This window comes from Novosphingobium cyanobacteriorum (genome assembly GCF_029436685.1).
GTDB lineage: Bacteria > Pseudomonadota > Alphaproteobacteria > Sphingomonadales > Sphingomonadaceae > Novosphingobium > Novosphingobium cyanobacteriorum.
Map to the genome: position 1 here is coordinate 21,813 of NZ_JAROCY010000025.1, position 26,758 is coordinate 48,570.

Here is a 26,758-nt window from a genome sequence, read left to right on the forward strand (position 1 = left end):
CCTGACATTATGGCGAGATTTCCGGCCAATGCGCCGGTTTTATCGGTTTCAGGTGTCGTAGAGCCCGCCCAGCACCCGCGCGATCAGCGCATGGATCGCCGCGATTCGGGCCTCCCCCATCACCGGCCGCTGCAGCAGCAGCCCCATGTGGGCTACGGTCACGAAGTCGCTGGCCAGCTTCATCGTCTCCCACTGGTCGCGCCACTGCGGGAACGATTCGATCATCTCGGCGGTCCACACCTCGTCATACCGCCGCGCCACCGGTTCGAAAAAGCCGTTGAGCTCGGCATCGCTGCGGGCGGCGACCGCCATTTCCAGATAAGCGGCATATTCGCGGGTCTGCACGCTGCGCCAGTGCGCTGCGGCGGCCACTTCCACAAGCTCGCCCTGCGCGCCGCGCGCCATCTCGCCCAGATAATCCTCCAGGAACAGGCGCATGCGTTCATAGAACACATGTTCCACCACCGCTGCCACCAGTTCCATGCGCGTCGGGAAATGGTGGTGCATCGCTCCGCGGGATACGCCGGTCCGCTCGGCCACCGCCTGCGTGGTCAGGCCGGCATAGCCGCCCTCAACCAGGCAGTCGATCGCCGCCTCGATCAGCCGCAGCCGTGTGCGGGCGCTCTTCTGCTGCTGCCAGCGCGCCGGGCGCTCGCCCATGCCGGAAGGCATCATCGCCTTCAGCATGCGCTTCTGCATCGTCGATCCGGTCACCGCCCCACCCTGTGTCATTCCCCTGCAATAGTGGCTCCGCGGCCGCCTGTCTGCCCCTGTCCAAAGTTTCAGTTTCTGATCCGGCACGACTGGGCGCATAAAACCGGCAGATACGCCGGTATCGTGGTTATGCCGTACCGGCCGCCGCGAGAACAGGCGAAAAAGATCCAAGAACAGCCGGCTTTCCCGCCGGTCGTGGAGGGGAGTGAGAGCAATGAAGAAGCACACGAACGTGCGCTGGCTGGCAGGCCTTTCGCTGCTGGCGATGGGGGCCACCCCGGCGCTGGCACAGGAAGCCGCGCCGCAGGCAGCAGATGCCGGCGGCATCCAGGAAATCGTCGTCACCGCGCAGAAGAAGGCGGAGAACATTCAGACCGTGCCGATCTCGATCGCCGCGGTCGGCGGGGAAACGCTTGCCGCCTACAACGTCACCACGCTGCAGGCGCTGCAGGGTTCGGTGCCCAACGTGCAGATCGACAACTTCGCCAACACGCCCAACAATGCCGTTTTCACCATCCGCGGCATCGGCGTGATCGAGCCCGATCCTTATGCCGGCAACACCGTGTCGATCGTGGTCGATGGCGTGCCGCAGTTCTTTTCGATGGGCGCCCTGCTCGATACCTATGACACCGGCCGCATCGAAATCCTGCGCGGACCACAGGGCACGCTGTTTGGCGCGAACACCACGGGCGGCGTGGTGAACGTCATCACCAACCAGCCCACCGGCGAATTCGGCGGCAACATCCGGGCCACCTATGGCAACTGGAACCGCTTCGACGTCTCCGGCTCGATCGAGGCCCCGCTGATGAAGGACGTCGTCTCGCTCAAGGTCTCGGGCATTCATACCGAGCGCAAGGGCTGGGTCACCAACGTCTGGAATGGCGAGGACATGGGGCGCAAGAACGTCAACGCCGTGCGCGGCCAGTTGATGATCACGCCCAATGCCGATCTCAAGATCACGCTGCAGGGCGAATATGTCGCCGCACGCAACGGCGCGCCGATCGTGGTCAACGGCGGCCTGCCGGGCGAAGCGAACTATGTCCCCGCTGGCACCTTCTGGAACGGCTCGGTTCTGCCGCAGTATGTCAGCCCATGCGCCGTGCCCAACGAACCGTGCAAGGCGCCCGACAAGTACTATTCCGGCAACAATGAAGTGCCTGACAAGTCCGACATGACGACCCGGTTCTTCGTCGGCACCATCCAGTACAACAATACCGCCATCGGCGATATCACCTCGATCACGGGATACAAGAACTTCACCCTGTTCGAATTCACCGACCAGGACGGTACCGCCAAGACCAACAACGCCACCCGCCGCCGCACCCATGGCTGGCAGTTCAGCCAGGAACTGCGCACCGCGTTCAACGTGGGCGAAAGCTTCAACGCGGTGGCCGGCGTGTTCTTCCTCAAGACGGACTACAACCATTACCAGATGTATCACCTGGATTTCGCCCTTCCCGGCCTGATCCAGTACAACGTGCAGGACCAGAGCACGAAGTCGTTCTCGGCCTTTGTCCAGACCTATACCAAGCTGGCCGAAGGGCTGAAGTTCTCCGCCGGCCTGCGCTATACGCATGACAGCATCGACGCACGCTCCACGCTGGATACCGGCCTTGGCAGCAAGGCCTTGACCTCGGCCGACTGGGACAAGTTCGACGTGACCTTCCCCGGCAGCCTTGATGTCGGCGGCAAGAAGAGCTGGAACAACGTCGGCTGGAAGGTGGGCCTCGATTACGAGATGGGCCGCAACCAGTTGCTCTATGCCAGCTGGGCGCGCGGCTTCAAGTCGGGCGGCTTCACCGGCCGTATTGGCGTGGCCGCGGATGGTGACACGCCCTACAACCCGGAAAAGGTCGATACCTTCGAAGTCGGCCTGAAGGCGGACTTCTTCGACCGCCACCTGCGCACGAACCTCGCGGCGTTCTACACCAACTATCGCGACATGCAGGTCGCGCAGATCTACTACGACGCTGACACCCAGGTTCAGGGCAACCGCATCCTCAACGCCGCAAAATCACGCATCAAGGGCTTCGAGCTGGAAGTGCAGGCGATCCCGGTCGAAGGCCTCACCCTGCGCGGCTCGCTTGCCTATCTCGATGCCAAGTACAAGGATTTCCTGTACTTCGATCCGGTCAGCGCCACCAATACCCAGCTCAAGGGCTTTGACCTGCAGAACGCGCCGCGCTGGGCCGGCACGCTGGGGGCGAACTACACCTATCGCATGAATGGCGGCGCACGCCTCGTGGCCGATGTCAGTTGGATGTACACCGCCAAGAAGTACTACACCTCGATCATCGACTCCCCGCGCTCCACCGTGCAGCCCACCTATCTCGTCGACGGTCTTCTGACCTTCTACGGACCGGACGATCGCTATTCGATCGGCCTGTGGGGCAAGAACCTGTTCGACAAGCGCTACATCTCCACCGTCTATGACTCGCCGGGTTACATGGGCCTCGTCGGCTATGCGCCGCCGCGCCAGTTCGGTGTCTCGGCCGGCTACAAGTTCTAGGCAATCGATCCTCCCTGACCCCGGCCAACTGGCCGGGGTTCTTTTTTCCTTCGGGATAACCATGGTCACCCCTCATCAGTTCGCCGCCCGCCACGGCATCCTCAATGCACTGGCGCTGCACAGCCGCGGCGTGGATCGGGGCGACGCCACGCTGCTCGCCGCGGCCTATCACCCCGGCGCCACCGTCGATTACGGCTTCTTCTCGGGCCCTGCAGAAACCCTCGTCGCCATCCTTGGCGATGCGCAGAAGGCCGCCCCGCCCACCACCCACCGCACCTGCAACATGTGGATCAAGGTCAATGGCGACCGCGCCGTTTCTGAATCCTACGTCATTGCCCATGTCGAGGACGTCGAGACGCAGCGCATGGTGCTCGGCCGCTACCTCGATTCCCACGCCTGCATCGATGGCCAGTGGCGCATCACCCACCGGCAATACGTGATCGAGGGCAACACCAACCGCCCCAACACCGCCCAGCGCGGCGACGGCGACCCCGATCTCGCCCACTATGTCGCGCAAGGGGGCAAGCAGGCCGCCGACCCTGGTCGCGCCCTGCTCTCGCTCTACGCCGCTGAAATCGCCGCCAGTTCCAAGGATGCCCCGGCCATGACCACCCCTTCAGACTCAGCCCTGCACCACGCTCTCGCCCGTGCCGAGATCCATGACCTGTGCATGGCCTATGCCCGCGGCGTGGACCGTGCTGACAAGGCCCTGCTCGCCTCGATCTTCAGCGAGGATTCGGTGGTGATCAGCGGCGTCATCAATGGCAGCGGGGCGCAGTTCGCAGACCAGATCTGCAATTTCGTCTCCACCCGGCTGGACCTGTGCTTCCATTCCGTGGCCAACGAATGGGTGCAGGTTGTTGGCGACAATGCGGTGGGCGAACACTACGCCATCGCCCACATGGTCATGGACGGCCAGGACGTGACCACCGGCGGCCGCTACCTTGATCGCTATGTGCGGCGCGATGGCAAGTGGCTGATCCGCAACCGGACTTTCGTCACCGACTGGAATACCTCTCACAAATCCTCGTTGCAGCGCGGCGGGTTCTATGAGGCATTGGGCACCTGGGGATGCTTCGGCCCGGCAGACCCCGTCTACAAGCATTGGGCCAGCTTGGGAGAATGACATGGATGCCGGCATCCCCGCGCATGTTCCGCAAAGCCACGTGGCCGATGTCGATGTCTACCAGCCGCCGCTGATCGAGGAGATCGGCTTCCACCGCGCCTGGGCCAGGCTGCAGGCGGACCATCCGCCCGTGATATGGACACCCCGCAACGAAGGTCACTGGATCGCTCTTTCGGGTGAGGCGGTGCAGCAGGTGCAGTCCGATCCCGATCGCTTTTCCTCGCGCGTGATCGTGGTGCCCAAGTCCATCGGCGAGCACCACGGCCTGATCCCCACCACCATCGATCCGCCCGAACACCGCCCTTATCGCGCGCTGCTCAACGCCCGGCTCAATCCCGGCACGGTGCGCGGCCTCGGCGATTCCATCCGCCAGACCGCGATTGACCTGATCGAAAGCTTCCGCGCGCGCGGCCACTGCGATTTCACCGCTGAATATGCCGAGATCTTCCCCATCCGGGTGTTCATGACCATGGTGGGCCTGCCCATGCAGGATGCGCCCACAATCCGCCACTGGGCCGCCTGCATGACCCGGCCCGGCATGCCGATGACCTTCGAAGAGGGCAAGCAGGCCTTCTTCGCCTATCTCGCCCCGGTCATTGCCAGGCGCACCGCCAATCCCGGCGAGGACATGCTCAGCCAGATGGTCATCGCAGACATGGGCGGCCGCATCATGACGCCCGACGAAGCGGTGAAGCTGTGCACCCAGGTGCTGATCGCCGGGGTCGATACCGTGGTCAATTTCCTCGGCTTCGTGCTGGCGGAACTGGCGCAGAACCCGCCGCTGCGCGCCGATCTCGCCGCCATGGGCGGGAACACCACGCCCGCCGTCAACGAACTGTTCCGCCGCTTCGGCCTCGTTTCCATCGGGCGCGAGGTGCGCCATGACATGGAATTTCACGGCGTCACCCTGAAGGCGGGAGACATGATCGCCATGCCCACGCAGGTCCACGGACTCGATCCGGCGCAGAACGACGATCCTCTGAAGATCGACTTCTCCCGCCGCCGCGCGCCGCATTCCGCCTTCGGCAGCGGGCCGCACATGTGCCCTGGCCAGGAACTGGCACGCAAGGAAGTGGCGATCACGCTGGAGGAATGGCTGCGCCGCATCCCCGATTTCGAACTCGCCCCGGACGCGGACCTCTCCCCCGTCCCCGGCATCGTCGGCGCGCTGCGCCGCGTCACCCTGCAATGGCCTGCCTGAGGCCACAACCAAGGAAGCAATACATGGGCAAGATGGATGGACGCGTCGCGCTGGTCACCGGCGGCGCTTCGGGCCTCGGCGCGGAAGATGCGCGCGTGCTCGCGCGCGAAGGGGCCAAGGTCGTGATCACCGACATGAACGCCGCGCTGGGTGAAGAGACCGCAGCCGCGATCCCCGACTGCGTGTTCCTGCAGCAGGACGTGCGCAATGAGGCGCGCTGGGCCGAAGTCGTCGCCGAAACCGTCAGCCGCTTCGGCCGGCTCGATACCCTCGTCAACAACGCCGGCCTCGTCCGCTTCGGCTCGGTCGAGGACCTTTCGCTCGATGACTGGCGCCTGCAGGTCGATGTGATGATGACCGGCACCTTCCTCGGCTGCCGCGCGGCGATCCCGCACATGAGCCATGATGGCTCGGGCTCGATCATCAACATGGCCTCGGTCGCCGCGGTCAAGGGCATCGGCACCATTCCCGCCTATTCCGCCGCCAAGGCCGGCGTGATCGCGCTCAGCCGCTCCACCGCCGTCCACTGCCGCGAACGGAAGTACCGCATCCGCTGCAACGCCATCGTGCCCGGCGCCATCGTCACCCCGATGACCGCACAGGCGCTGGCCGAACTGCCTGCGGGCGAAGCCGGGCTGGACCAGATCCACAACCACGGCATGGGCCAGCCGATCGATATCGCCAACATGGTGCTCTACCTCGCCTGCGACGATGGCCGCCACATCACCGGCACCACCATCACCATCGACAACGGCGAAACCATGGAATGACCTGACCTTGCCCGTTTCCGGTTGCTCCGCAGGGCGGGGGCGCAGCGTGCGCTCCCGCCCTTTTCCATGCCCCGCCCCCGCCTATCGAATCAGCTAGGTTGAGCCGACTCGCAAAATGGATCACAAAACCGGCAAGACTGCCTGTTTTAAGGCGTGCGTGTCGGGAGAGTCCCACAATGCTCGAGATGATCCGAGAGCACGGCTTGCCGTCCGCCGTGGACGATGCGGCCGAACTTGCGGCAGTGCGCTGCCCCGATGCGCCCAGCGTGCAGGAAATCGTCGCGCGCGATCTTGTCCCCCCTCCCGCCGTGCTCGCCTTTGAACAGCCCGCCTACCTCGGCAGTGAGCCTGTTTCGGTCGATCGCTATTTCGACCAGTCGATCTTCGAGGCTGAGATCGAGAAGATCTGGAAGCGCACCTGGCAGTGGGTCTGCCGCGAGGACCACATTCCCGAGCCCGGCGATTTCTACACCTACGAAGTCGCCCACCTCTCCTACGTCGTGGTCCGCCAGGACGACGGCAGCGTGAAGGGCTTCGTCAATTCCTGCCTGCACCGCTCCACCAAGTTCAAGCGCGGCGAAGGCGTCGGCTCGGGCAACGACCTGCGCTGCCCCTATCACGGCTGGACGTGGGAGAATGACGGCAGCCTGAAGTCCGTCCCCTGCGCGTGGGATTTCGCCCATGTTGATCCGGCGAAGACCCGTCTGCCCGAAGTCCGCGTCGGCCACTGGGGTGGCTTCGTCTTCATCAATCCATCGCCGCACGGGCCCAGCCTCGACGAATTCCTCGCCCCCCTGCCCGATCATTTCGCCGGCTGGGATATCGCCAACCGCAATGTGGCCGTCCATGTCGCCAAGGAACTGCCCTGCAACTGGAAGACGGCGCAGGAAGCCTTCCTCGAATCCTACCACGTGCTGGAAACGCACCCCCAGCTGCTCAAGGGCGTGGGCGATGCCAACGTGCAGTATGATTGCCATTCCGACCACGTCACCCGTTTCTACGCCGCCACCGGGGTCAACTCCCCTCACCTCGCCCAGCCCCTCACCGAGGAGCAGCTGCTCGCCACGATGATCCTGGGTGACACGGATTCGCGCGGCAGTGGCCTCACCGTCGGCCCCGGCGAAACCGCCCGCACCGTGATGGCGCGCCACCTGCGCAAGGTGATGGGCGCGCAGTACAAGACCGATCTCTCCCACGTTTCTGACAGCGAGATGATCGACACCATCGAATACCATGTCTTCCCCAACATGGTGCTGTTCCCCGGCCTGTCGCTGCCCATGGCCTATCGCTTCCGCCCGATCGGCAGCGATCCCAACCGCACCCTGTTCGAAATCCTGTTCCTGCGCCCCAATCCGGCCGAAGGTCTCGCGCCCGAGCCACCGGAGCCCTACCACGTCGCCGAGCATGAGAGCTATGCTTCGGCCCCCGGCTTCGATGCGGCCATGGGCCATGTCTATGATCAGGATACCGACAACCTGCGCGCCCAGCAGGCCGGTTTCCGCGCCAGCGCCACCGGCGTCCAGCACCTCGGCAACTACCAGGAAGCGCGCATCCGCCACTTCCAGATGGTCGTCGACAAATACCTTTCCGCCCAAGACCAGGCCGGGGAGTGACCGGCATGGCGTTCGACCTTGAAGCCGAAGTCCGCGATCTCTGCGCCCGGCGTGACATCCACGATGCCCTGTGCCGCTACATGCGCGGGCAGGACCGGCTCGATCCCGTGCTCCACCGCAGCGCCTTCCACGATGATGCCTGGGTTGATTGCGGCCTGATGCAGGGCAGCGCCGATGAATTCGTGTCCTTCGCCCAAGGTTTCCTCGCAGATCTCGAAGGCAGCCAGCACATCATCGGCCAGGCGCAGATCAGCGTGAACGGCCATGCCGCCAGTGGCGAGGTCTATTTCTTCGCCTGGCACCGTACCAACCAGGACGGCATCCCGACCGACCTCATCGTCGCCGGGCGCTATGTCGACGAATACACCTGCAAGAATGGCGAGTGGCGCATCAGCCGCCGCCGCGAAATAGTGGACTGGGCAAAAACCGGCGCAGCTGCCGACGATTTCCTGAAGGCCAACCCTCTGGTACTCTCCGGGCGGCGTGGGACCGACTTCAGCGAAACGCGCGACTGGCCGGTCTGACAAGCATCCTGGAGGATCCCGCACTATGACTGTCGAGCAGCCAATCTCCCGCTACTCCCCGGAATTCGACGTTCCGGTGCGCGGTGACACCATCACCGCAGACCGCTACATCACCCGCGAATGGATGGAGCTGGAAAACAGGCACCTGTGGCCCAAGGTCTGGCACCTGGGCGGCGTGCTGGCCGAGCTGGAGGAAGAGGGCGATTTCATCCGCCACAACTTCGGCAAGGAATCGGTGATCATGGTCCGACAGGCCGATGGCGGGGTAAAGGCGTTCTACAACACCTGCCCGCATCGCGGTAACCGCCTGATCCTCGGCGATTCCGGCTCCACCCCGCGCATCACCTGCGGCTATCACGGCTGGCAGTTCGATCCCGACGGCACCCTCGTCCACGTGCAGGACCCCGACGATTTCGCCGGCGGCAACCCCTGCGGCAAGGTCACCCTGTCGGAACTGCGCTGCGATACCTGGGGGCCCTTCGTGTTCTGGTGCATGGACGACGATGTCGCCCCGCTGCACGAATGGCTCTGGCCCTTCACTGATCGCCTCGCCGGCTACAAGCTCGAAAACTGGGTGCGCGTGCTCAACGTATCGGCGGATTGCGATTTCAACTGGAAGATCATCCGCGACAACTTCAACGAAAGCTACCACCTCCCCACCATCCACCCCGAACTTGCCACCTTCATCAACGACGGCCTGCCCACCACGCTGTTCGAGATGTACGAGAACGGCCACAACTCGATGTGGATGATCGGCCACCAGGCCACCAGCCGCAAGGACTACGTCAGCGGCGACGTGCCCCCGGGCCTTTATGAAGCTGCAGAGGCATGGGGCATCGATCCCAAGGAATATCGCGGCCGCACGGCTGACATCCGCGAGGCGGTGATCAAGGCCAAGCGCGAAAAGGGCGCAGAGCGGGGCTATGACTACAGCACGATGACCGACCAGCAGCTGGTCGATTATTTCCACTGCACGCTGTTCCCCAACCTCACCCTCACCATGTCGCCCGAACAGTGCCAGATCCTGCGCACTGAACCGCATCCCACCGATCCGGAAAAGTGCGTGTTCCAGCACTGGTGCCTCTATCCGCCGGTCAAGGGCATGGACACCATCGAAACCCCGGTCGGCCCCGCGCCCTTCCGGCTCGATGCCATCCACCGCCACAGCACGTATGGCGATGGCGTTTCGGTCGGCTTCGTGGCGGACCAGGACCTGTCGATCGGCACCACCCAGCAACAGGGTCTCAATTCGCGCGGCTTCAAGGGCTGCATCCTGCCGGGGCAGGAAAAGCGCGTTCAGCGGTTCCATGAAAAGCTGAACGACATGGTGCACGGCAACGGCTGATGGCGGGCGCAACCTCCCTGCCTTCCAGCAGCCTTGCTGTCGTGCCCGGTCAGGTGGGGCCCCACCTGATGCAGGCCGCCTTCATCGTCGATGACGTGGAGGCGGCCGCACGGGCCTGGATCGCTTCGACCGGCATCGGGCCGTTCTTCATGGTTCCGCATATCCAGCTGGCAGAGGCGCGCTATCGCGGGGAGCTGGCCGAAGGGCTCGATTTCTCGGTCGCCCTGGCCCAGTCCGGCGGCGTGCAGGTGGAACTGATCCAGCAGCACTGCGATCGCCCCAGCGCCTATCGCGATACCATCGCCAAGGGGCAGAGCGGGTTCCACCACTTCTGCATCTACACCGCCGATTACGATGCAACGCGCCAGCGCTATGTGGATCAGGGCTTCGCCGTCGCCATCGATGGCAAGTTTGGCGAGATGCGCTTCTGCTATGTCGATACGGCGGCCGCGCTCGGCTGCATGATCGAGATCGTCGAGGAAGACGAAGCCCAGACCGCCGCCTTCATCCGCATTGCCGAAGGCGCGGCCGGCTGGGACGGCAGGACCGATCCGATACGCCCGCTCTTTCCATAGACAACGGCATTTGCGCCGCGAGAGGATGAACAGAACGATGACCGCCTGCCCGATCGAAGACCGCCTCGCCATCCAGGACGTGCTGGTCGCCTATGCCCACGCCGTGGACACCATCGGCAACATTGACGGCATCCTTGATGTCTTCACCGAAGATGCGGTGTTCGATCTTTCCGGCATCGGTCTCGCCGCGGTCCACGGGCACGCCGGCATCCGCGAATTCTTCACCAACGTCTTCGCCAACATGGCGCATCACGCGCACTACCTGACGAACTTCGCCATCACCGCCTACGATGGCGATACCGCCTCGATCCGCGCCTATGTGATCGGCATGGGCGTGGGCAAGGACGGCCGTGGCGTCACCGTCAACGGCCGCTACTACTTCGACGTGCGCCGCACCGCCGCAGGCTGGAAGGCCACGCGTTACACCATGGATTTCCTGATGCCGCTCACCGGCACGCTGGAAAACGCGCAGTAACGGTTCCTGCCCGGCCGGCAGGGCCCGCAGCCCTGCCGGCCGGGATGACGGCCGCCCGTAAAAAGACGGCTGTTGCAAAAAAGAGGCCCAAACCGAGGCCTCAAGACAAGACCGATCGTTCCTTGGCCCGCCGGATGGGGAGATGGCGCGCCTGACCGGAGAGCTATCATGGCCGATTACCTGACCATCCCCAATCCGAACGCCACTTATCCCACCAGCCCGGATGCGGAATTCCCCCGCTGCCGTGGCGACGCCATCACCGGCGATCGCTACTGGTCGAAGGACTTTGCCGCGCTTGAATGGGAAAGGATGTGGAAGCGCATCTGGCATGTCGGCGGCCGCACCTCCCAGCTTGAGGAAGCGGGCGATTTCATCACCCACAACTTCATGCGCCAGTCGGTCATCATGGTCCGGCAGAAGGACGGCGGCATCCGCGCCTTCCACAACGTGTGCCGCCATCGCGGCAACCGCCTCGTCACCACCGAGGAAGGCGGCGTGGCCGATCACTTCACCTGCCCCTACCACGGGTGGAAGTGGAACATCGATGGCGCGCTCGATTGGGTGCAGGATGAAGAGGATTTCCGTCAGGGCAGCCCTTGCGGCAAGCTGCGGATGAAGGAAGTGCCCTGCGAAACCTGGGGCGGCTTCGTGTTCTACAGCTTCGATCCCAACGCCGTTCCGCTTGAGGAATATCTCCACCCGATCCCCACCCTGCTCAGGAACCGCGATCTGGCCAACTGGAAGCGGGTCGTCTGGCGCACCCTGCGGGTGAACACCAACTGGAAATTCGCGTCAGACAACTTCAACGAATCCTACCACATCCCCTCGGTCCATCCGCAGTTCGAAGGGATGATCGACGATCACTATTCCACCACGATCTTCGAGATGTACCCCAGCGGGCACAACCGCATGATCGAGAAGCTGCAGCCTTCCAGCCGCTACATGGATGCCCAGCAGGTCAAGCCGCTGTGGGCCGAAGTGCTGAAAGAGTGGGACATCGATCCCGCCGAATTCGAAGGCCGCGCGCAGGAAGGCCGCATCGCGCTGCAGCAGGCCCGTCGCAGGCTGGGCCCCGCGCGCGGGTTCAGGCACTTCGACCGGCTCAGCGATGACGAGCTGACCGACCAGTTCCACCACACATGCTTTCCCAACTTCACCATCACCGGCACGCCGGAAGGGTTGCACGTGTTCCGTACCGAACCCGATGCGGAAGACCCGAACTGGTCGACCTTCGATTACTGGTACCTTTCGCCGGAGATCGAAGGGCAGCAGATCCCCACGCTCTATGGCCTGCGCCCATGGCGCGATGCCGAGCACCAGACCGGCGATTTCGACGCCTATACCGCGGAGATCAAGCAGGGCGATTTCCTGATCCAGGACCTCGAAGTTGCCGTCACCCAGCAGCAGGGCCTGCATTCGCTGGGGCATGACGATGCCTACCTCTGCGAACAGGAAACCCGCATCCGCCGCTTTCACGAAGTGATCAACGACTACCTCGAAGGGCGGCGCTGATCCCGGCCCCCTCCCGTTCATCCTGAGCCTGTCGAAGGAGGGAGGGGGGCTGTTCAGCACATACACACGGCACCAGCCGGCAACGACAAAGGAACGGGAGAACACCATGACCACCACACGTATCGATCGGCGGCGCATGCTCGCCGGCGCGGGGATCGCTGCAGCCGCTGCGGCCACCGGCGGCCTAGCCACGCAAGCCGGCGCGCAGACGGCGGAACCCGGCTGGGACCATGAAACCGACGTGCTCTGCGTCGGCAGCGGTGCCGCCGCCGGCACCGCGGCGGTCACCGCGCTGGCGCAGGGCGCGCGCGTGCTGATGGTTGAAAAAATGCCGATCCTTGGCGGCACCACCGCCAAATCGGGCGGCGTGGCGTGGATCTTCAACCACTTCATCCTGCGCGAACAGGGCATCCAGGACAGCAAGGACGATGCCCTGCGCTATGCCGTGCGCTATGGCTATCCGCGCCAGTACAACCCCTCCAGCCCCACCCTCGGGCTGGACGAGAACCGCTTCCGCGTGGTCGAGGCGTTCTATGATCACGGCTCTGCCGCCATCGACCACTTGCGCGAACTGGGCGTGATGCAGTTCAAGCAGTTCCGCCTGTTCCAGGTGGATCGCCCTGCGCCCGACTATGCTGATCACTTGCCCGAAAACAAGGTGCCCACCGGTCGGACGCTTGAACCCGCCGTCGGCTCCGGTTCATCGCAGGGTGGCGGCAGCCTTGCCGCGCAGCTCCACGCCCACCTCAAGGCCAAGGGCGTGCCGATCCTCACCCGCACCCGCGTCACCCGCCTGGTCAAGGACGGCTCCGGCCGCGTCATCGGCGTGGAGGCGAAGCAGGGTGACAAGGCGATCCGCATCAAGGCCACCAAGGGGGTCGTCTTCGGCACCGGCGGCTATTCGCACAACGTCCAGCTGTGCGACATGCACCAGCCCGCCGTCTATGGCTCGTGCGCCCTGCCCGGCTCCACCGGCGATTTCATCCCGATCGCGCAGGATGCGGGCGCGATGATGGGCAACCTCGGCCTTGGCTGGCGCTCGCAGGTCGTGCTGGGAGAGGCGCTGAAGACGCGCGGCATCGGCCTTGGCGCCTTCGTCCTGCCGGGGGATTCGATGATCCTCGTCAACAAGTACGGCCGCCGTGTCGTGAACGAAAAGCGCGACTACAACGATCGCACCCAGGCCCATTTCTGGTACGACCCGGCGCACGAGGAATACCCCAACCACCTGATGTTCATGCTGTTCGACCAGCGCAGCATCGACGCCTTCGGCGGGGCCTTCCCCTTCCCCGTCGACAAGTCGGAACAGCCCCACCTGCTCGAAGGGCAGACCTGGGAGGAACTCTTCGGCAGGATCGACGCCCAGCTCGCCGGGTGGCAGGACCGCACCAGCGGCGTCCGCCTCGCGCCGGACTTCGCGGCGAACGCCAAACAGACCATCGCAACCTTCAACGGCTATGCCAGGAAGGGCGTCGATGCGGAGTTTGGGCGCGGCAAGTACCTCTATGACCGTGAATGGCACCTGCTGTTCTCGGCTCGCCGCGCAGGCACTTCGCAGCCGGAAAACCCCTTTCCCAACAACACGATGCACCCCTTCGCCGCCAAGGGGCCATACTACGCCATCGTGCTCGCGCCGGGCACGCTGGACACCGCCGGCGGGCCGCAGGTCAACGCGCAGGCGCAGGTGCTGGGCGCCAACGGCCAGCCGATCCCCGGCCTCTACGCCGCGGGCAACTGCATCGCCGCGCCCACCGGGCAGGCCTATCTCGGCGCGGGCGGCACCATCGGCCCGGCCCTCACCTTCGGCTACATCGCCGGCAAGCACGCAGCAAGCGCATGATCGGAAAGGCCATTTTCGGCGGCGCAGGTCTCCTCGCGCTCGCCTGCGCCGCACAGGCCCAGGCGCCCACGCCGGTCAGCTACACGGCGGACATCGCCCCCCTGCTCGAAGCGAACTGCGCCACCTGCCACCTCACCGGCGAGGAAGCGGGCGGCATGTCGCTGGTGTCAGACAGCGCGCTGTCCTTCCTCGTCAACAAGCCCTCGCAGGAGGCGCCGGGCGTGCTGCGGATTGCGCCCGGCGATCCGGACAGGAGCTATCTGGTGATGAAGCTGGAAGGCTCGCACATTGCGCATGGCGGGTCTGGGGCGCGGATGCCGTTCGGTGGCAGCCCCCTTCCCGCCACCGAAATCGCGAAAATCCGCGCGTGGATCGCCGCCGGGGCCAATCCCTGATCCAAACTACTGAAATTGCATTGAAAAGGCCCCGATTGCGGGTGGAATCGGGGCCGTACATTGAAAACGACTGAGAAGGGGTTGAGATCGACTGACAGGGGGTTGAGCCCCCCTGACCCCACCCAAAAGGCGCCCCGGTCAGACCTGGCTGAAACCGCCGTCCATCACGAACTCGGCACAGGTCACGAAGCTTGCCGCATCCGAGCAGAGATAGACCACGCCACCGCCCATTTCATCCGGCCGGCCCATGCGCCCGATCGGATGGTTGGCCACGATCCCCTGCAGCGCCACCTCGCGCGAGGGGACGGCGCCGAGTTCGACATAGCGGTCCATGATCGAATTGAGCATGGCCGTGTCGATCCCGCCGGGATGCACAGAATTGACGCGGATGTTGTATCCCAGCGCCGCGAATTCCGCGCCCAGGCACTTGCTGAGCATCTTCACCGCCGCCTTGCTAGTGCAGTAGGCCGCGTTGAACGGCGCGCCGCGCAGGCCGCCCACGCTGGAGAAATTGACCACCGAAGCGCCCGATTTGCGCGCCTTTCCACCTTCGCGCAGCAGCGGCAGCAGGATCTGCGTACCGATGATGACCGAATCGACGTTGATCGCATTCACCCGGTGGAATTCTGAAAGCGGCGTGTCTTCGAACTTCGTCACGATCGAATAGCCGGCGTTGTTCACCAGCGCATCGAGCCGGCCATACTTTTCCTGCACCAGCGCCGCCACGGCGCGCCAGTCGGCCTCGCTCGTCACGTCGTGCTTCAGGTAATGGTCCGCGCCTTCGATCTCTGCTTCGGCAACCAGATCGGTGGCGACGACCGTGGCGTTCGCCGCCTTCAGCGCCTTGACCAGTTCGCGGCCGATGCCGCCGGCCGCGCCGGTGACGACGGCGACCACATCATCGAGAGCAATCGTCATTGTGCAGTCCATCCCCCGTCGATGACCAGCTCTGCGCCGGTCATGTAGCTGGAATCCTCGCTGGCGAGGAAAAAGGCGGCGCTGGCCAGTTCGGCCGGCTGCGCCAGGCGGCCGATGGGCGTGCTGGCAACAACGCCGGCCACCAGATCATCGGGCTTTTCGGCAAAACCCTGATCCACCCAGCGCTGGAATCCAGCCTTGAGCAGCGGCGTTTCCACGAAGCCGGGATGCAGCGAATTGGCGCGGATCGGCGTCTTCTTCTGGCAGAATTCGATGGCGATGCCCTTGGTGAACAGGCGCACCGCCCCCTTGCTGGCGTTGTAGGCCGAAACTTCGTTCATCCCCACCAGCCCCATGATCGAGCTGACGTTGATGATCGAGGAGCCACCACGGAAATCCTTGCCGCTTTCCGCCATCATCGGCACGAAATGCTTGGTGCCCAGGAACACGCCGTCGACGTTGATCGACATGATCCGCCGCCAGCCTTCCATGGATAGGCTTTCCACCGGCCCGGTCAGATCGATGCCGGCGTTGTTCACCAGCACATGGCACTTGCCGTGGCGTTCCTTCACCATGGCGACGGCGCGCTCCCAATCCTCTTCCCTGGCCACGTTGGCCGAGACATAGCTGGCCGCCTGCCCCAGCCGCGCCAGCACCGAGGTGGCGGCTTCGCTGTCTGCCGCATCGAGATCCGACAGCACCACTTCCGCGCCTTCGGCCAGGAAGCGTTCGACGCAGGCGAGGCCGATGCCGCGCAGGCCGCCCGAGACGAAGGCGACGCGGCCCTTCAGCCGTTGAGAACCCAGTTCCATGGTCATCAGACCCCCATCATGCCGGCGGTGGTGGCGCCATCGATCGCGATCTCGGCGCCGGAAATGAAAGCGGCTTCATCCGAGGCAAGATAGGCGACAAGGCCCGAGATCTCGTGGATCTGGGCCATGCGCCCCATTGGCGCCATCCCGTCGTACATCGCGCGCGCGGCGGCGGGATCAGGCTGCGCGTTCATGATCTGGGTGATCAGCGGGGTTTCCACCACGCCGGGCAGGATCGCGTTGACGCGGATCTTGTACTTCTTCATCCCGCAATAGACCGCGGCCGACTTTGCCAGCGCGCACACGGCCGATTTGGTGACGGAATAGGCGACATAGTTGCCCAGCGGGCGGGTGGCGTTCATCGACGAATTGATGATGATCGAGCCCGTGGCGCCGGGGTTCTTCACCATGGCGCGGATCGCGTTCTGCACGGTGAGCATCACGCCGGTCTGGTTGACGGCGATGATGCTGTTCCAGCCATCAAGGCTTACATCCTCGATGCTGCCATCGCCCGCTTCGGTCCCGGCATTGGCGAAGGCGATGTCGAGGTGGCCTTCGGTGGCGAGGATATCGTCGATCAGCGTGCCCCATGCCGCCTCATCCTGCACGCGGTGCTTGCGGAACACCGCGCCGGTTTCCGCACAGAGCGCGGCGGCAGGCTCTTCCTTCGATCCGGTGAACCACACCTTCGCGCCTTCTTCCGAGAGGCGCTGCACGGCGGCAGCACCGATGCCGGTGGTGCCGCCCGTGACAAGGGCCACCTTGCCTTCGAGTCTCCTGCTCACTGTTCTCTCCCGATTGATGCCTGGCCCGCAAAATGCTTGGCTGAGTGGTGCAGGCTGGCGGAGACGCGCGCAACCTATGCTTTTGCGCAAGGTGACTCGCGCGCCCGCGAAGGCCAAAACCGGCATAACCGAAGGTAATCCTGGGTGAGGAATCAAAACGATGGCAGAGCGTGATCCCAATATCGGCGGAACCGCGCGGTCCGAAGGCATCAGCTGGCAGGATCTGCTGGCGCAGGATTCGCGCCCGGCCCCCGCGATCCTGACCGAAGAAAGCTATCAATACCGGGGCAGCGCGCCGATTGCCGCCGAACGCTATACCAGCGAGGCGTTCGCCAAGGCCGAGCGCGAGAAGATGTGGCCCCATGTGTGGCAGTTCGCCGCGCGGGAGGAGGACATTCCCGAAGCCGGCGATTACACCGTGTTCGAGAACGCGGGCCGTTCATGGCTGATCAGCCGCCAGGAAGACGGCAGCGTGAAGGCGATGCACAACGTGTGCCTTCACCGCGGGCGCAAGCTGCGCACCGAAGACGGCACCGCCGACAAGTTCACCTGCCCGTTCCACGGCTTTGCCTGGAACAAGGACGGCAGCTTTGACGGCATGCCCTGTTCGTGGGACTTCAAGCATCTGCAGGCCGACAAGATGGCCCTGCCCGAAGCCGAGGTGGGCCGCTGGGGCGGGTACATCTTCCTGCGCGAGGAAAAGGGCGGGCCGAGCCTGGAGGAATACCTTGCCCCGATCCCCGAGTTCTTCAAGCGGTGGCGGCACGAGGAATGCACCACGGTGATCTGGGTGGCCAAGGAAGTGCCGGCCAACTGGAAGGTGACGGCCGAAGCCTTCATGGAAGCGTGGCACACCGTGGTGACCCACCCGCAGCTGCTGCCCTTCACCGGAGACGCCAACAGCGCCTATTGGACATATGGCGACAATGTGAACGTGAACCACGTGCCCTTTGGCATCATGAGCCCGCACGTGGACCCGGATGGCAAGACGCAGCAGTGGATCGTCGACGAATTCTGCAAGTACAACGGCCGCAGCGCCGACAACTATGAAGCGGCGGGCGATCCCTTTGCAGTGACCGTGCCCGAAGGCATGACCGCGCGCGCGGCGCTGGGCGCGGCGATGCGCAAGGGCTATACCGAGCAGACCGGGTATGACCACGACCACGCCACCGATGCCGAGCTGCTCGACGGCCTGGTTTACAACGTGTTCCCCAACTTTGCCCCGTGGGGCGGGTTCATGCCCAACATCGTCTATCGCTGGCGCCCGGGAAAGACGCCGGACACCTGCCTGATGGAAGTGCGCATCCTGGCCCGCGTGAAAAAGGGCGATCCGATGCCGCACGGCGTGCCGATGAAGCTGCTGACGCCGGAGCAGAAGTGGACCGACGCGCCCGAGCTGGGCGTGCTGGGCCACGTGTTCGAACAGGACATGGACAACCTGCCCTATGTGCAGGATGGCCTGCATGCGTCGAAGACGGGCGAGGTGAACCTGGGCGATTACCAGGAAATCCGCATCCGCCAGTTCCACCAGACGCTGGACAAGTACCTGAACGGCGAGCTGGGGGCGAAAAAGTGAGCGACGCGACGGCAGAGGCACGCCCCCCGCGCATAAACTGCGTGCTGGTGTGCGGCGGCGTGTGGCATGACATGGACTTCGCCCGGCTGGAGCTGCTGAAGCTGCTGGCCGAAGACCCGGCGGTGCGCACGCGCGTGTTCGAGGATTACGAGAACACGGCGGCCATCGCCGAGGCGGACATCCTGATCACCTATACCTGCGACGTCACCCCTTCATTGAAGGCGCAGGAAGTGCTGCGCGACTGGCTGCAGGCGGGCGGGCGCTGGTATGCGCTGCATGGCACCAATTCAGTGCTGCGCCTGCTGACCGACGGGCCGAACAAGGGCCTGTGGGATGCGCCGCGCTGGGCCCCGCTGATGATGGACATGCTGGGCAGCCAGTTCATCAGCCACCCGCCGATCGCACCCTATACCGTCACCGTGGCCGATCCCGACCATCCGCTGACCCAAGGGGTGGAGCCGTTCGAGACCACCGACGAACTGTACCACATGGAATATCACGGGGACCTGCACGTGCTGCTGGAAACCGACTGCACGGTGGAAGGGACCGGCTTTGTCGAGGCGGCGGACGCCATTGGCAAGCATGCGGTGATGTATCTGAAAGGGCACGGCGCGGGCGCGGTGCTCTATAACACGCTGGGCCACTGCCGCGGGCATTACGACCTGCAGCCGATGCTGGACTGGTGGCCGACCGTGGACCGCTGCGCATGGGACCTTCCGGTGTTCTATGACCTGCTGCGCCGGGGAATCGCCTGGTGCAAGGAGCGCGCGCCCAGGGGCTGAAGGCGTTACCGGACAGGAAAGGAAAAGGCCGGGGTGGAAGCCCCGGCCTTTTCTGTTGGTTCCGAACGCCATCCGGGATCACCGTACCCCCTGCGGGGCCCGCAATCCCGAAAGCGCAATGCAGAGCTCAGCCCTTCGCCTTCAGGGCATCGCGGATTTCCGCGAGCAGTTCCACCTCGCTCGGCCCGGCGGGGGCAGCGGGAGCTTCTTCCGCAGGCTTGGCCAGCAGCCTGTTGGCCTGACGCACGAGCAGGAAGATGACGAAGGCCATCAGCAGGAAGTTGATCACCGCGGTCACGAACGCGCCGTAGCCGAGCATGGCGATGCCGGCCGCCTTGAGCGCGGCATAATCGGTGAGCGATCCCTTGTAGGTATCGGGGATGGCGCCCAGGATCACGAACTTGTTGGTGAAATCCACCCCGCCCGAAAGCAGGCCGACCACCGGCATGATCACGTCCTCGGTCAGCGAGGTGACGATCTTGCCGAAAGCCGCGCCGATGATCACGCCGACGGCGAGATCGAGCACATTGCCTCGCGAAACGAAAGCCTTGAATTCCTGCATCATGCCCATGGGCAAATCCCCTCTTGTGGTGCGATCCTCAAGGCAATTGATTGCCACCATGACGCCAGTGGGACAAGCGGTTATGCCCTCCGATATGGACTGCCCCCTATGAAGTGGCCCCGATCGGATGAATTGCCGACGCGGACCGACCGGCGTCCTTGAACGCGGGCGCGGGCGCGCTACATTCCGGCCCGACACTGCAAGAGGATTTGCATCTCCATGTCCGCTTCGATCATGCGCCGCGCCACCCGTTTTGCCTTTGCCGCGCTGGCGGCGGCGGGCCTTGCCGGCTGCGGGGTGAATTCCATCCCCACGGCAGAGGAAGCCGCCAAGGCCAAGTGGGCGGACGTGCAGAACCAGTATCAGCGCCGATCCGACCTGATCCCCAACCTCGTCGCCACGGTGAAGGGCGCGGCCAATTTCGAACAGAGCACGCTGGTGCAGGTGACCGAAGCCCGCGCCAAGGCGACGAGCGTGCAGATTTCCGCCGCAGACCTGACCGACCCGGCCAAGATGGCGCAGTACCAGCAGGCACAGGGCCAGCTCTCCGCCGGGCTTGGCCGCCTGCTCGCCTCGGTTGAGGCCTATCCCCAGCTGAAGGCCAACGACAACTTCAAGATGCTGCAGGACCAGCTGGAAGGCACCGAGAACCGCATTGCGGTGGCAAGGCGTGATTACAATCAGGCGGTGCAGGACTATAACACCACGATCCGCACCTTCCCCGCGGTGATCGGCGCGAAGATCATCTATGGTGCCAAACCGATGGTGCCCTTTGCCGCCACCACCCCCGGCGCGGACACCGCCCCGCCGGTCAGCTTCGACACCCCGGCGGCACCCGCAGCCGCTCCGGCTGCCGCCCCCGCAGCCAACGACAACACCGGCGCAGGCGCCAGCAAGGCGGCGGGCCAGTAAGGCCCGCACGCCATGCGTCGGCCATTCATTGCCATTGCGCTGGCGATCGCGCCGATAACTGCGGCGTGCCAGCCCGGCGCGGCGGCGGCCCAGCAGGAAAAGGCACGACCCGCTTCACCGATCCCGCTGACGGGCCGGATCGTGGACAACGCAGACTTGCTGACGCCAGCGGCCGAGCAGGCACTGGTTGATAAGCTCGACCGTCTGGAGCAGCGGCGCGGTCCACAGGTGGTGATTGTCACCGTTACCAGCCTGCAGGGCCGTTCTATCGAGGATTTCGGTTTGGCTCTGGGCAACGGCTGGGGCATTGGCGATGCTAGGCGCAATGATGGTGTCCTGCTGATCATCGCCCCGATTGAGCACAAAGTCCGCATTGAGGTGGGTCGCGGGCTTGAACGGGTACTGACCAATCAGGATTGCGCCCAGATCATCGAACAGGACATCCTGCCGCCGTTCAGAAAGGGGAAGATGCAGGCCGGGATAGAAGCGGGCGCATCCCGCATCCTCTCCGCACTCGACCACCCATCGCAAGGTCAGGTCAAATCATGAAATACAGGCCTTTGCGCTTGGCGCTGGCCGCCCTGCTGGCCCTCCTCGCATTCTGCGCGGGGCCGGCATGGGCGCAGACGTTCCCGCAGCTGACCGGGCGGGTGGTGGACGAGGCCCATCTTCTGACGCCCGAGCAGATCGGCGCGCTGGAGGCAAAGCTGGCCGCGCTGGAGCAGCAATCGCAGCGGCAGATGGTGATCGCCACGATCCCCGACCTGCAGGGCTACGACGTGGCCGACTATGGCTATCGCCTCGGCCGCGCATGGGGGATCGGTGACAAGCAGCGCAACGACGGGCTGCTGCTGCTGGTTGCGCCCAAGGAACACAAGATGCGGATCGAGGTCGGCTATGGCCTTGAAGGCATTGTCACCGACGCCTTTTCCGGCGAGATCATCCGCAACGAGATGGTCCCCCGCTTCAAGGCCAACGACTATGGCGGGGGCATTGCGGCAGCGACCGACAAGCTGATCGCGCAGCTGCAGCTGCCCGAGGACGAGGCGCGCAAGGTGGCGCAGGCGGCCAAGGCCAAGGAGGACAAGGCGAGCGAGCCGCAGTTCGATTTCGGCACCGTCATCTTCCTCGTCATCTTCTTCTTTTTCTTCGTGCTGCCGTTCCTGCGCGCGCTGGGCGGCGGCGGGCGGCGCTATCGCAGCCCCGGCGTGATGATCTTCCCCGGCGGCGGCTGGGGCGGTGGTGGCGGCAGTGGCTGGTCGTCCGGCGGCGGGTCAGACTGGGGCGGTGGCGGCGGCTTTTCCGGCGGCGGCGGCAGCTTTGGCGGCGGCGGCTCAAGCGGGAGCTGGTGAGATGCTGAGCGAGACCGAACGCGCCCGCGTGGCCGAAGCGGTGGGGGCGGCCGAGGCGCTGAGCGCGGGCGAGATCGTGACCATCGCCACGCCGGTTTCCGATCCCTATCGTGACGTGGCGCTGGCATGGAGCGCGGTGGTCGCTTTGCTGGCGCTGGCCGTGCTGGAGCTGTTCCCGCACTTCTACCTGTCGCTGGTGGACCGCGTGCTGGGGCTGTGGGCGCACGAATGGAGCCCGCGCGCGGTGCTGGGCCTCGCGCTCGGCGCTGCGACGGTGAAGTTTGCGGGCATGTATCTGATCCTGCTGTGGCAGCCGCTGCGGCTGGCGCTGACGCCGCGGCCGATCAAGGTGGCGCGGGTCCATGCGCGCGCGCTCACCTGCTTCCGCGTGGGGGCAGAGGCGCGCACCACCGGGCGCACCGGCGTGCTGATCTACGTCTCGCTGGCCGAGCACCGCGCCGAGATCATCGCCGATGAGGCGATTGCCGCCAAGGTTTCGCCCGAAGTGTGGGGCGATGCCATGCATGCGCTGATCGGCCATGTGAAGCAGGGCCGGCTGGGCGACGGCATGGCCGCGGCGGTGGAGCAGGTGGGCAAGGTGCTGGCCGAGCACGCCCCGCGCCAGGCCAACGACATCAACGAACTGCCGGACAGGTTGATCGAAGTATGAGCTTGCAGGAAGAATTCGAAGGCCAGCCGGAAGAGGTCCGCTGGGAAGGCCGCTATATCGTCGCCAAGACGCGGGGGCGCTGGGAATATGTGAGCCGCACGCGCAACATCCGCGCCGCGGTGATCCTTGCGGTGGATGAGCACGACCACGTGATTCTGGTGGAGCAGTTCCGCGTGCCGCTGGGCAAGCCTTCGATCGAGATGCCTGCCGGGCTGATTGGCGACGAGGACGGTGCGGAGGGCGAGGATGCCGCCACCGCCGCCGCGCGCGAGCTGGAGGAAGAGACCGGATACCGCGCCGCACGCATGGAATCGCTGGGCGAATTCTATTCCAGCCCCGGCATGGTGACCGAAGCCTTCACGATGTTCCGCGCAACCGGGCTGGTGAAGGTGGGCGAAGGCGGCGGCGTGGAAGGCGAAGGCATCACCGTGCACCGCGTGCCGCTTTCAGGCGTGCAGGCCTTTCTCGCTGACAAGCGCGCGCAGGGCTATGGCATCGACGTGCGCATGCTGATGCTGCTGGGTGCGGACATGCTGCAACGATAACGGAGAGACCGGGGATGGCTGGCAGGGTTGCGGGGAAGAAGGCGCTTGTCACCGGCGCGGCGCAGGGACTTGGCGCGGCGCATGCCTGCCTGCTGGCGCGCGAGGGCGCGCGGGTACTGCTGACCGACATCAATGGTGAAGGCGCAGCGGCGCAGGCCGAGGCGATCAATGCCGAGCATGGCGCCGGCACCGCGTTTGCCATGCGGCATGACGTGACCAGCGAAGCCGACTGGGACGCCGCCGTGGCGATGGCGGCCGAAGTGCTGGGCGGGCTTTCCGTGCTGGTCAACAACGCCGGTGTGGGCGTGCGCGGCAATATCGAAACCTGCACGCTGGATGAGTGGCACAAGGGCTTTGCCATCAATGTCGACAGCGTGTTCCTGGGCTGCCAGAAGGCGCTGCCACTGCTGCGCGAGAGCCAGCCCGCCTCGATCGTCAACATCAGTTCCATCGCCGGCCTGATCGCGTCGGACTCCATGCCCGGCTACAACGCCAGCAAGGCGGCAGTGTGGATGCTGACCAAATCGGTGGCGCTGCATTGCGCCAAGCGCGGGTGGGACATCCGCTGCAATTCGGTGCACCCCACCTTCGTCGACACCCCGATCCTTGACGGCATTGCCGCCAACGCGAGCCTTGAGAAGAGCGTGGTGATGGGCAAGCTGGCCCGGCAAATCCCGCTCGGCCGCGTGGGCGAGCCCGACGAGATCGCCCACGGCGTGCTCTATCTCGCCAGTGACGAAAGCCGGTTCATGACCGGGGCGGAACTGAAGCTGGATGGAGGGATTTCGGCGCTGTGATCGATCTTTCCCGCCGCTCGCTGATCGCCGGCAGCGCCGCTTCGCTGGCGGCGCTGTCCCTCCCCGCCCGCGCCGCCGCGCCTACTGCCGCGGATGCCCTGCTCGACAGGCTGGCTTGGGGCCTGCTCGATCTCGATCCGACCACGGCCACATCGCTCGGCGTTGATACCGGCGCCCACGCCGCCCTGCGGGGCCGGCTGGAAGACCGCTCGCAGGCGGGAGTGGAGGCCAAGCGCCGGTTTCTCCAGGCCTCGCTGAAGGAACTCGCAGCCCTGCCCCGCACCGGGCTGGACGCCTCAACCGCCACCAGCCTTGCCGTGGTGGAAAGCGCCTTCCGCACCGCGCTCGACGGCATGGCCCTGCCCTATGGCGTGGCCACCATCGGCAACTGGCGCAACACGCCCTATGTGGTGATCCAGAACGTTGGCGCGTGGCTGGATGTGCCGCAGTCGCTGGATGGCGACCAGCCGGTGCGCGATGCGCAGGACGCCGAATTCTACCTGATGCGCCTGGCGGCCGCGCCCGCGCAGCTGGATGGCGAGACGCAGCGCGCCGCCGCCGCGCGCGCCATGGGTCTGGTGCCACCCGATTTTCTGCTGGACACCGCCATCGCCGCGATGGGCCGCAGCATGGCAGCCGCCGCTGCGCCCGATGGACCCTACATCGGCCCCCTCGCCCGCAAGACCGCAGCCATTCCCGGCGCCATACCCGGCGACTTTACCGCGCGCGCCGCCCGCATTGTCACCGCGCAGATCCTGCCCGCGATGGAGCGGCAGCGGGCCGAACTGATCGCCCAGCGCGCCATGGCCAAAAGCGATGCGGGGATGCTCACCCGCCCGCACGGGCCGGAATGGTATGCCTATGGCCTGCGCGCGGGCACCACCACCACGCGCCCCCCGCAGGAGATCCACGCGCTGGGCGTGGAACAGCTGCGCGCGTTGATGGCGCAGATGGACACGATCCTGCGATCGATGGGACTGACCGGTGGCACGGTGGCGGAGCGCCTTACCGCGTTGCAGGAGCGGCCTGACCAGACCTTTGGCAACGACGACGCCGCGCGCGAAAAGATCGTGGCCTACATGCAGGCAAAGATCGACGCGGTGCGCGGCAGGCTGCCGCAGGCGTTCCGCCGCCTGACCCGCGGCAACCTGGAGATACGCCGCATGCCGCTGGCCGAAGAGGCCGGCGCACCCGCCGCCTATGGCGGGCCGGGCTCGATCGACGGCAGGATCCCCGGCAAGATCTGGGTCAATCTGGGCGACCCCACGGTGCACAACCGCGTGTCGATCCCCGATCTCGTCTATCACGAAGGCATTCCCGGCCACGTGTGGCAGGGCGAGTACGCACAGGCGCTGCCGCTGGTGCGATCGATCCTGACGTTCAACGCCTATACCGAAGGCTGGGCGCTCTATGCCGAGCAGCTGGCCGACGAACTGGGCATGTACGAGGGCGATCCCGCAGGAAAGCTGGGCTATCTGATGGGCCTTGCCTGGCGGGCGGCACGGCTGGTGGTGGACACCGGCCTGCATGCGCTGGGCTGGAGCCGCGAACAGGCGCTGACATCGTTCATGGACGCAACCGGCCTGACCCGCCCGAACGCGGCGAGCGAAGTGGACCGCTACTGCTCATGGCCGGGCCAGGCCTGTGGCTACAAGCTGGGGCAGATCGAGATCAACGTGCAGCGTGATCGCGCCCGGGCCGCGCTCGGCCCGAAGTATGACCTGCGCGATTTTGACCAGGCGGTGGTGGATGGCGGCAACGTTCCGCTTGATGTGCTGGCGCAGAACGTCTCGCGCTATATCGACAGCGCGAAGGGATAGGCCCTCCCCGGCTGGGAGGGCCTATCGCAGATCAGGCATTCGGATTGGGCGCAAACGCGCAGATCTTGTTGCCATCGGGATCGCGCAGGTAGGCGCCATACTGCTTGCCCGGCGAATTCTCGCGCACGCCCGGCTTGCCTTCGCAGGTACCACCATTGGCGAGGCCTGCCGCATGGAAGGCATCCACGTCAGCCGCACTCTTGGCCCTGAAGCCCAGCGTGTGGCCGTTGGAGACCGTATGCGCGTCACCATTGGCGGGCTTTGCCACGATCAGCGACCCGGCTTCGCTGGGAAACAGCGTGCCATGCGGCAATGGCACTGCCGAATGGCCGAGCGTGCCCATAACCGGCGTGTAGAACGCGCGCGACTTTTCGATATCGTTGGTGCCGAGGAAGCTGTGGCTGAACATGGTTCTCTCTCCGGTCTGGCTGTTGTTCAGAACACGATGACGCTGCGGATGGACTTTCCGGCGTGCATCAGGTCGAAGGCGGTGTTGATCTCTTCAAGGCCCATGACGTGGGTGATCATGGGATCGATCTCGATCTTGCCGGTCATGTACATGTCGACGATCTTGGGCACGTCGGTGCGGCCCTTGGCGCCGCCGAAGGCGGTGCCGCGCCAGTTGCGG

Annotated in this window: 27 protein-coding genes and 1 pseudogene; 21 read left to right on the plus strand and 7 right to left on the minus strand. The window is 65.1% G+C overall.

The features are described 5' to 3' along the window. Positions 1–48: 48 nt before the first annotated feature. Positions 49–732, minus strand: a complete 684-nt coding sequence (locus tag POM99_RS19200) for a TetR/AcrR family transcriptional regulator (RefSeq protein WP_277280301.1) — start codon at positions 730–732, stop codon at positions 49–51. A 196-nt stretch (positions 733–928) separates the two neighbouring features. On the opposite strand from POM99_RS19200, the gene POM99_RS19205 reads away from it, so the two are divergent. From POM99_RS19205 to POM99_RS19260, 12 genes are all read left to right on the plus strand, one after another. After that, a complete protein-coding gene (locus POM99_RS19205) occupies positions 929–3,223 on the plus strand; it encodes a TonB-dependent receptor (RefSeq protein ID WP_277280302.1) in 2,295 nt (764 codons plus the stop codon). A gap of 61 nt (positions 3,224–3,284) precedes the next feature. After that, on the plus strand, positions 3,285–4,349 hold the full coding sequence (locus POM99_RS19210; protein WP_277280303.1) for a nuclear transport factor 2 family protein: 1,065 nt from the start codon (positions 3,285–3,287) through the stop codon (positions 4,347–4,349). Position 4,350: 1 nt separating this feature from the next. Further along, on the plus strand, positions 4,351–5,550 hold the full coding sequence (locus POM99_RS19215) for a cytochrome P450 (protein WP_277280304.1): 1,200 nt from the start codon (positions 4,351–4,353) through the stop codon (positions 5,548–5,550). 23 nt (positions 5,551–5,573) lie between these two features. Beyond that, positions 5,574–6,320, plus strand: coding sequence for an SDR family oxidoreductase (locus POM99_RS19220; RefSeq protein WP_277280305.1), 747 nt, complete (start codon positions 5,574–5,576; stop codon positions 6,318–6,320). A gap of 176 nt (positions 6,321–6,496) precedes the next feature. Then, the gene (locus POM99_RS19225; RefSeq protein WP_277280306.1) at positions 6,497–7,933 is read left to right on the plus strand and encodes an aromatic ring-hydroxylating oxygenase subunit alpha; all 1,437 of its coding nucleotides are present in this window, start codon (positions 6,497–6,499) and stop codon (positions 7,931–7,933) included. A 5-nt stretch (positions 7,934–7,938) separates the two neighbouring features. Further along, positions 7,939–8,457: a nuclear transport factor 2 family protein gene (locus tag POM99_RS19230; protein ID WP_277280307.1), complete on the plus strand. Its 519-nt coding sequence runs from the start codon at positions 7,939–7,941 to the stop codon at positions 8,455–8,457. Between the two features lie 25 nt (positions 8,458–8,482). After that, on the plus strand, positions 8,483–9,802 hold the full coding sequence (locus tag POM99_RS19235) for an aromatic ring-hydroxylating oxygenase subunit alpha (protein ID WP_277280308.1): 1,320 nt from the start codon (positions 8,483–8,485) through the stop codon (positions 9,800–9,802). A gap of 68 nt (positions 9,803–9,870) precedes the next feature. Then, positions 9,871–10,377, plus strand: a complete 507-nt coding sequence (locus POM99_RS19240; protein WP_277280309.1) for a VOC family protein — start codon at positions 9,871–9,873, stop codon at positions 10,375–10,377. A gap of 25 nt (positions 10,378–10,402) precedes the next feature. Next, positions 10,403–10,852, plus strand: coding sequence for a nuclear transport factor 2 family protein (locus tag POM99_RS19245; protein ID WP_277280310.1), 450 nt, complete (start codon positions 10,403–10,405; stop codon positions 10,850–10,852). A gap of 168 nt (positions 10,853–11,020) precedes the next feature. Further along, positions 11,021–12,364 (plus strand): aromatic ring-hydroxylating oxygenase subunit alpha, encoded by a 1,344-nt coding sequence (locus tag POM99_RS19250; RefSeq protein WP_277280311.1) that lies wholly within the window; start codon positions 11,021–11,023, stop codon positions 12,362–12,364. Positions 12,365–12,470: 106 nt separating this feature from the next. Next, positions 12,471–14,204 carry an FAD-dependent oxidoreductase gene (locus POM99_RS19255; RefSeq protein WP_277280312.1) on the plus strand — a complete coding sequence of 578 codons (1,734 nt, stop codon included), beginning with the start codon at positions 12,471–12,473 and terminating at the stop codon, positions 14,202–14,204. After that, positions 14,201–14,599: a hypothetical protein gene (locus tag POM99_RS19260; protein ID WP_277280313.1), complete on the plus strand. Its 399-nt coding sequence runs from the start codon at positions 14,201–14,203 to the stop codon at positions 14,597–14,599. The genes POM99_RS19255 and POM99_RS19260 overlap by 4 nt, the downstream gene beginning before the upstream one ends. 138 nt (positions 14,600–14,737) lie before the next feature. Here POM99_RS19260 and POM99_RS19265 read toward each other — a convergent pair whose 3' ends face one another. The 3 genes from POM99_RS19265 to POM99_RS19275 are packed head-to-tail and all read right to left on the minus strand — an operon-like array spanning position 14,738 to position 17,114. Continuing rightward, a complete protein-coding gene (locus POM99_RS19265) occupies positions 14,738–15,517 on the minus strand; it encodes an SDR family oxidoreductase (protein ID WP_277280314.1) in 780 nt (259 codons plus the stop codon). After that, positions 15,514–16,335, minus strand: coding sequence for an SDR family NAD(P)-dependent oxidoreductase (locus POM99_RS19270; RefSeq protein WP_277280315.1), 822 nt, complete (start codon positions 16,333–16,335; stop codon positions 15,514–15,516). The genes POM99_RS19265 and POM99_RS19270 overlap by 4 nt, the downstream gene beginning before the upstream one ends. Next, positions 16,335–17,114, minus strand: coding sequence for an SDR family NAD(P)-dependent oxidoreductase (locus tag POM99_RS19275; protein ID WP_277280316.1), 780 nt, complete (start codon positions 17,112–17,114; stop codon positions 16,335–16,337). Before POM99_RS19275 ends, POM99_RS19270 begins: the two co-directional genes overlap by 1 nt. Positions 17,115–17,274: 160 nt before the next feature. Here POM99_RS19275 and POM99_RS19280 point away from each other — a divergent pair, with 160 nt between their 5' ends. Together POM99_RS19280 and POM99_RS19285 are read left to right on the plus strand one after the other, a co-directional pair. Next, positions 17,275–18,690: an aromatic ring-hydroxylating oxygenase subunit alpha gene (locus tag POM99_RS19280; protein ID WP_277280317.1), complete on the plus strand. Its 1,416-nt coding sequence runs from the start codon at positions 17,275–17,277 to the stop codon at positions 18,688–18,690. Between the two features lie 71 nt (positions 18,691–18,761). Further along, complete coding sequence (locus POM99_RS19285; protein ID WP_438823030.1) at positions 18,762–19,472, plus strand: ThuA domain-containing protein; 711 nt, start codon at positions 18,762–18,764, stop codon at positions 19,470–19,472. A 127-nt stretch (positions 19,473–19,599) separates the two neighbouring features. On the opposite strand, the gene mscL is transcribed toward POM99_RS19285, so the two are convergent. Further along, positions 19,600–20,037 carry a large conductance mechanosensitive channel protein MscL gene (gene mscL, locus POM99_RS19290; protein WP_277280326.1) on the minus strand — a complete coding sequence of 146 codons (438 nt, stop codon included), beginning with the start codon at positions 20,035–20,037 and terminating at the stop codon, positions 19,600–19,602. Between the two features lie 231 nt (positions 20,038–20,268). Here mscL and POM99_RS19295 point away from each other — a divergent pair, with 231 nt between their 5' ends. The 7 genes from POM99_RS19295 to POM99_RS19325 all read left to right on the plus strand — a co-directional run bounded on the left by POM99_RS19295 (position 20,269) and on the right by POM99_RS19325 (position 26,130). Beyond that, entirely contained in the window at positions 20,269–20,946 is a 678-nt protein-coding gene (locus POM99_RS19295; protein WP_277280327.1) for a LemA family protein, read from the plus strand. Positions 20,947–21,087: 141 nt separating this feature from the next. Next, positions 21,088–21,495 (plus strand): TPM domain-containing protein, encoded by a 408-nt coding sequence (locus POM99_RS19300; RefSeq protein WP_277280319.1) that lies wholly within the window; start codon positions 21,088–21,090, stop codon positions 21,493–21,495. Beyond that, positions 21,492–22,298 carry a TPM domain-containing protein gene (locus POM99_RS19305; RefSeq protein WP_277280320.1) on the plus strand — a complete coding sequence of 269 codons (807 nt, stop codon included), beginning with the start codon at positions 21,492–21,494 and terminating at the stop codon, positions 22,296–22,298. Before POM99_RS19300 ends, POM99_RS19305 begins: the two co-directional genes overlap by 4 nt. A 1-nt stretch (position 22,299) precedes the next feature. Further along, the gene (locus POM99_RS19310; RefSeq protein ID WP_277280321.1) at positions 22,300–22,968 is read left to right on the plus strand and encodes a TPM domain-containing protein; all 669 of its coding nucleotides are present in this window, start codon (positions 22,300–22,302) and stop codon (positions 22,966–22,968) included. Next, a complete protein-coding gene (locus tag POM99_RS19315) occupies positions 22,965–23,513 on the plus strand; it encodes an NUDIX hydrolase (protein WP_277280322.1) in 549 nt (182 codons plus the stop codon). The genes POM99_RS19310 and POM99_RS19315 overlap by 4 nt, the downstream gene beginning before the upstream one ends. Before the next feature lie 14 nt (positions 23,514–23,527). Then, the gene (locus POM99_RS19320) at positions 23,528–24,310 is read left to right on the plus strand and encodes an SDR family oxidoreductase (RefSeq protein WP_277280323.1); all 783 of its coding nucleotides are present in this window, start codon (positions 23,528–23,530) and stop codon (positions 24,308–24,310) included. After that, a complete protein-coding gene (locus tag POM99_RS19325) occupies positions 24,307–26,130 on the plus strand; it encodes a DUF885 domain-containing protein (RefSeq protein WP_438823029.1) in 1,824 nt (607 codons plus the stop codon). Before POM99_RS19320 ends, POM99_RS19325 begins: the two co-directional genes overlap by 4 nt. Positions 26,131–26,161: 31 nt before the next feature. Here POM99_RS19325 and POM99_RS19330 read toward each other — a convergent pair whose 3' ends face one another. Both POM99_RS19330 and POM99_RS19335 read right to left on the minus strand, forming a co-directional pair. Next, the gene (locus POM99_RS19330) at positions 26,162–26,539 is read right to left on the minus strand and encodes a VOC family protein (RefSeq protein WP_277280324.1); all 378 of its coding nucleotides are present in this window, start codon (positions 26,537–26,539) and stop codon (positions 26,162–26,164) included. Positions 26,540–26,565: 26 nt separating this feature from the next. Then, a pseudogene (locus POM99_RS19335) lies at positions 26,566–26,758 on the minus strand (S-(hydroxymethyl)glutathione dehydrogenase); the annotation flags it as partial.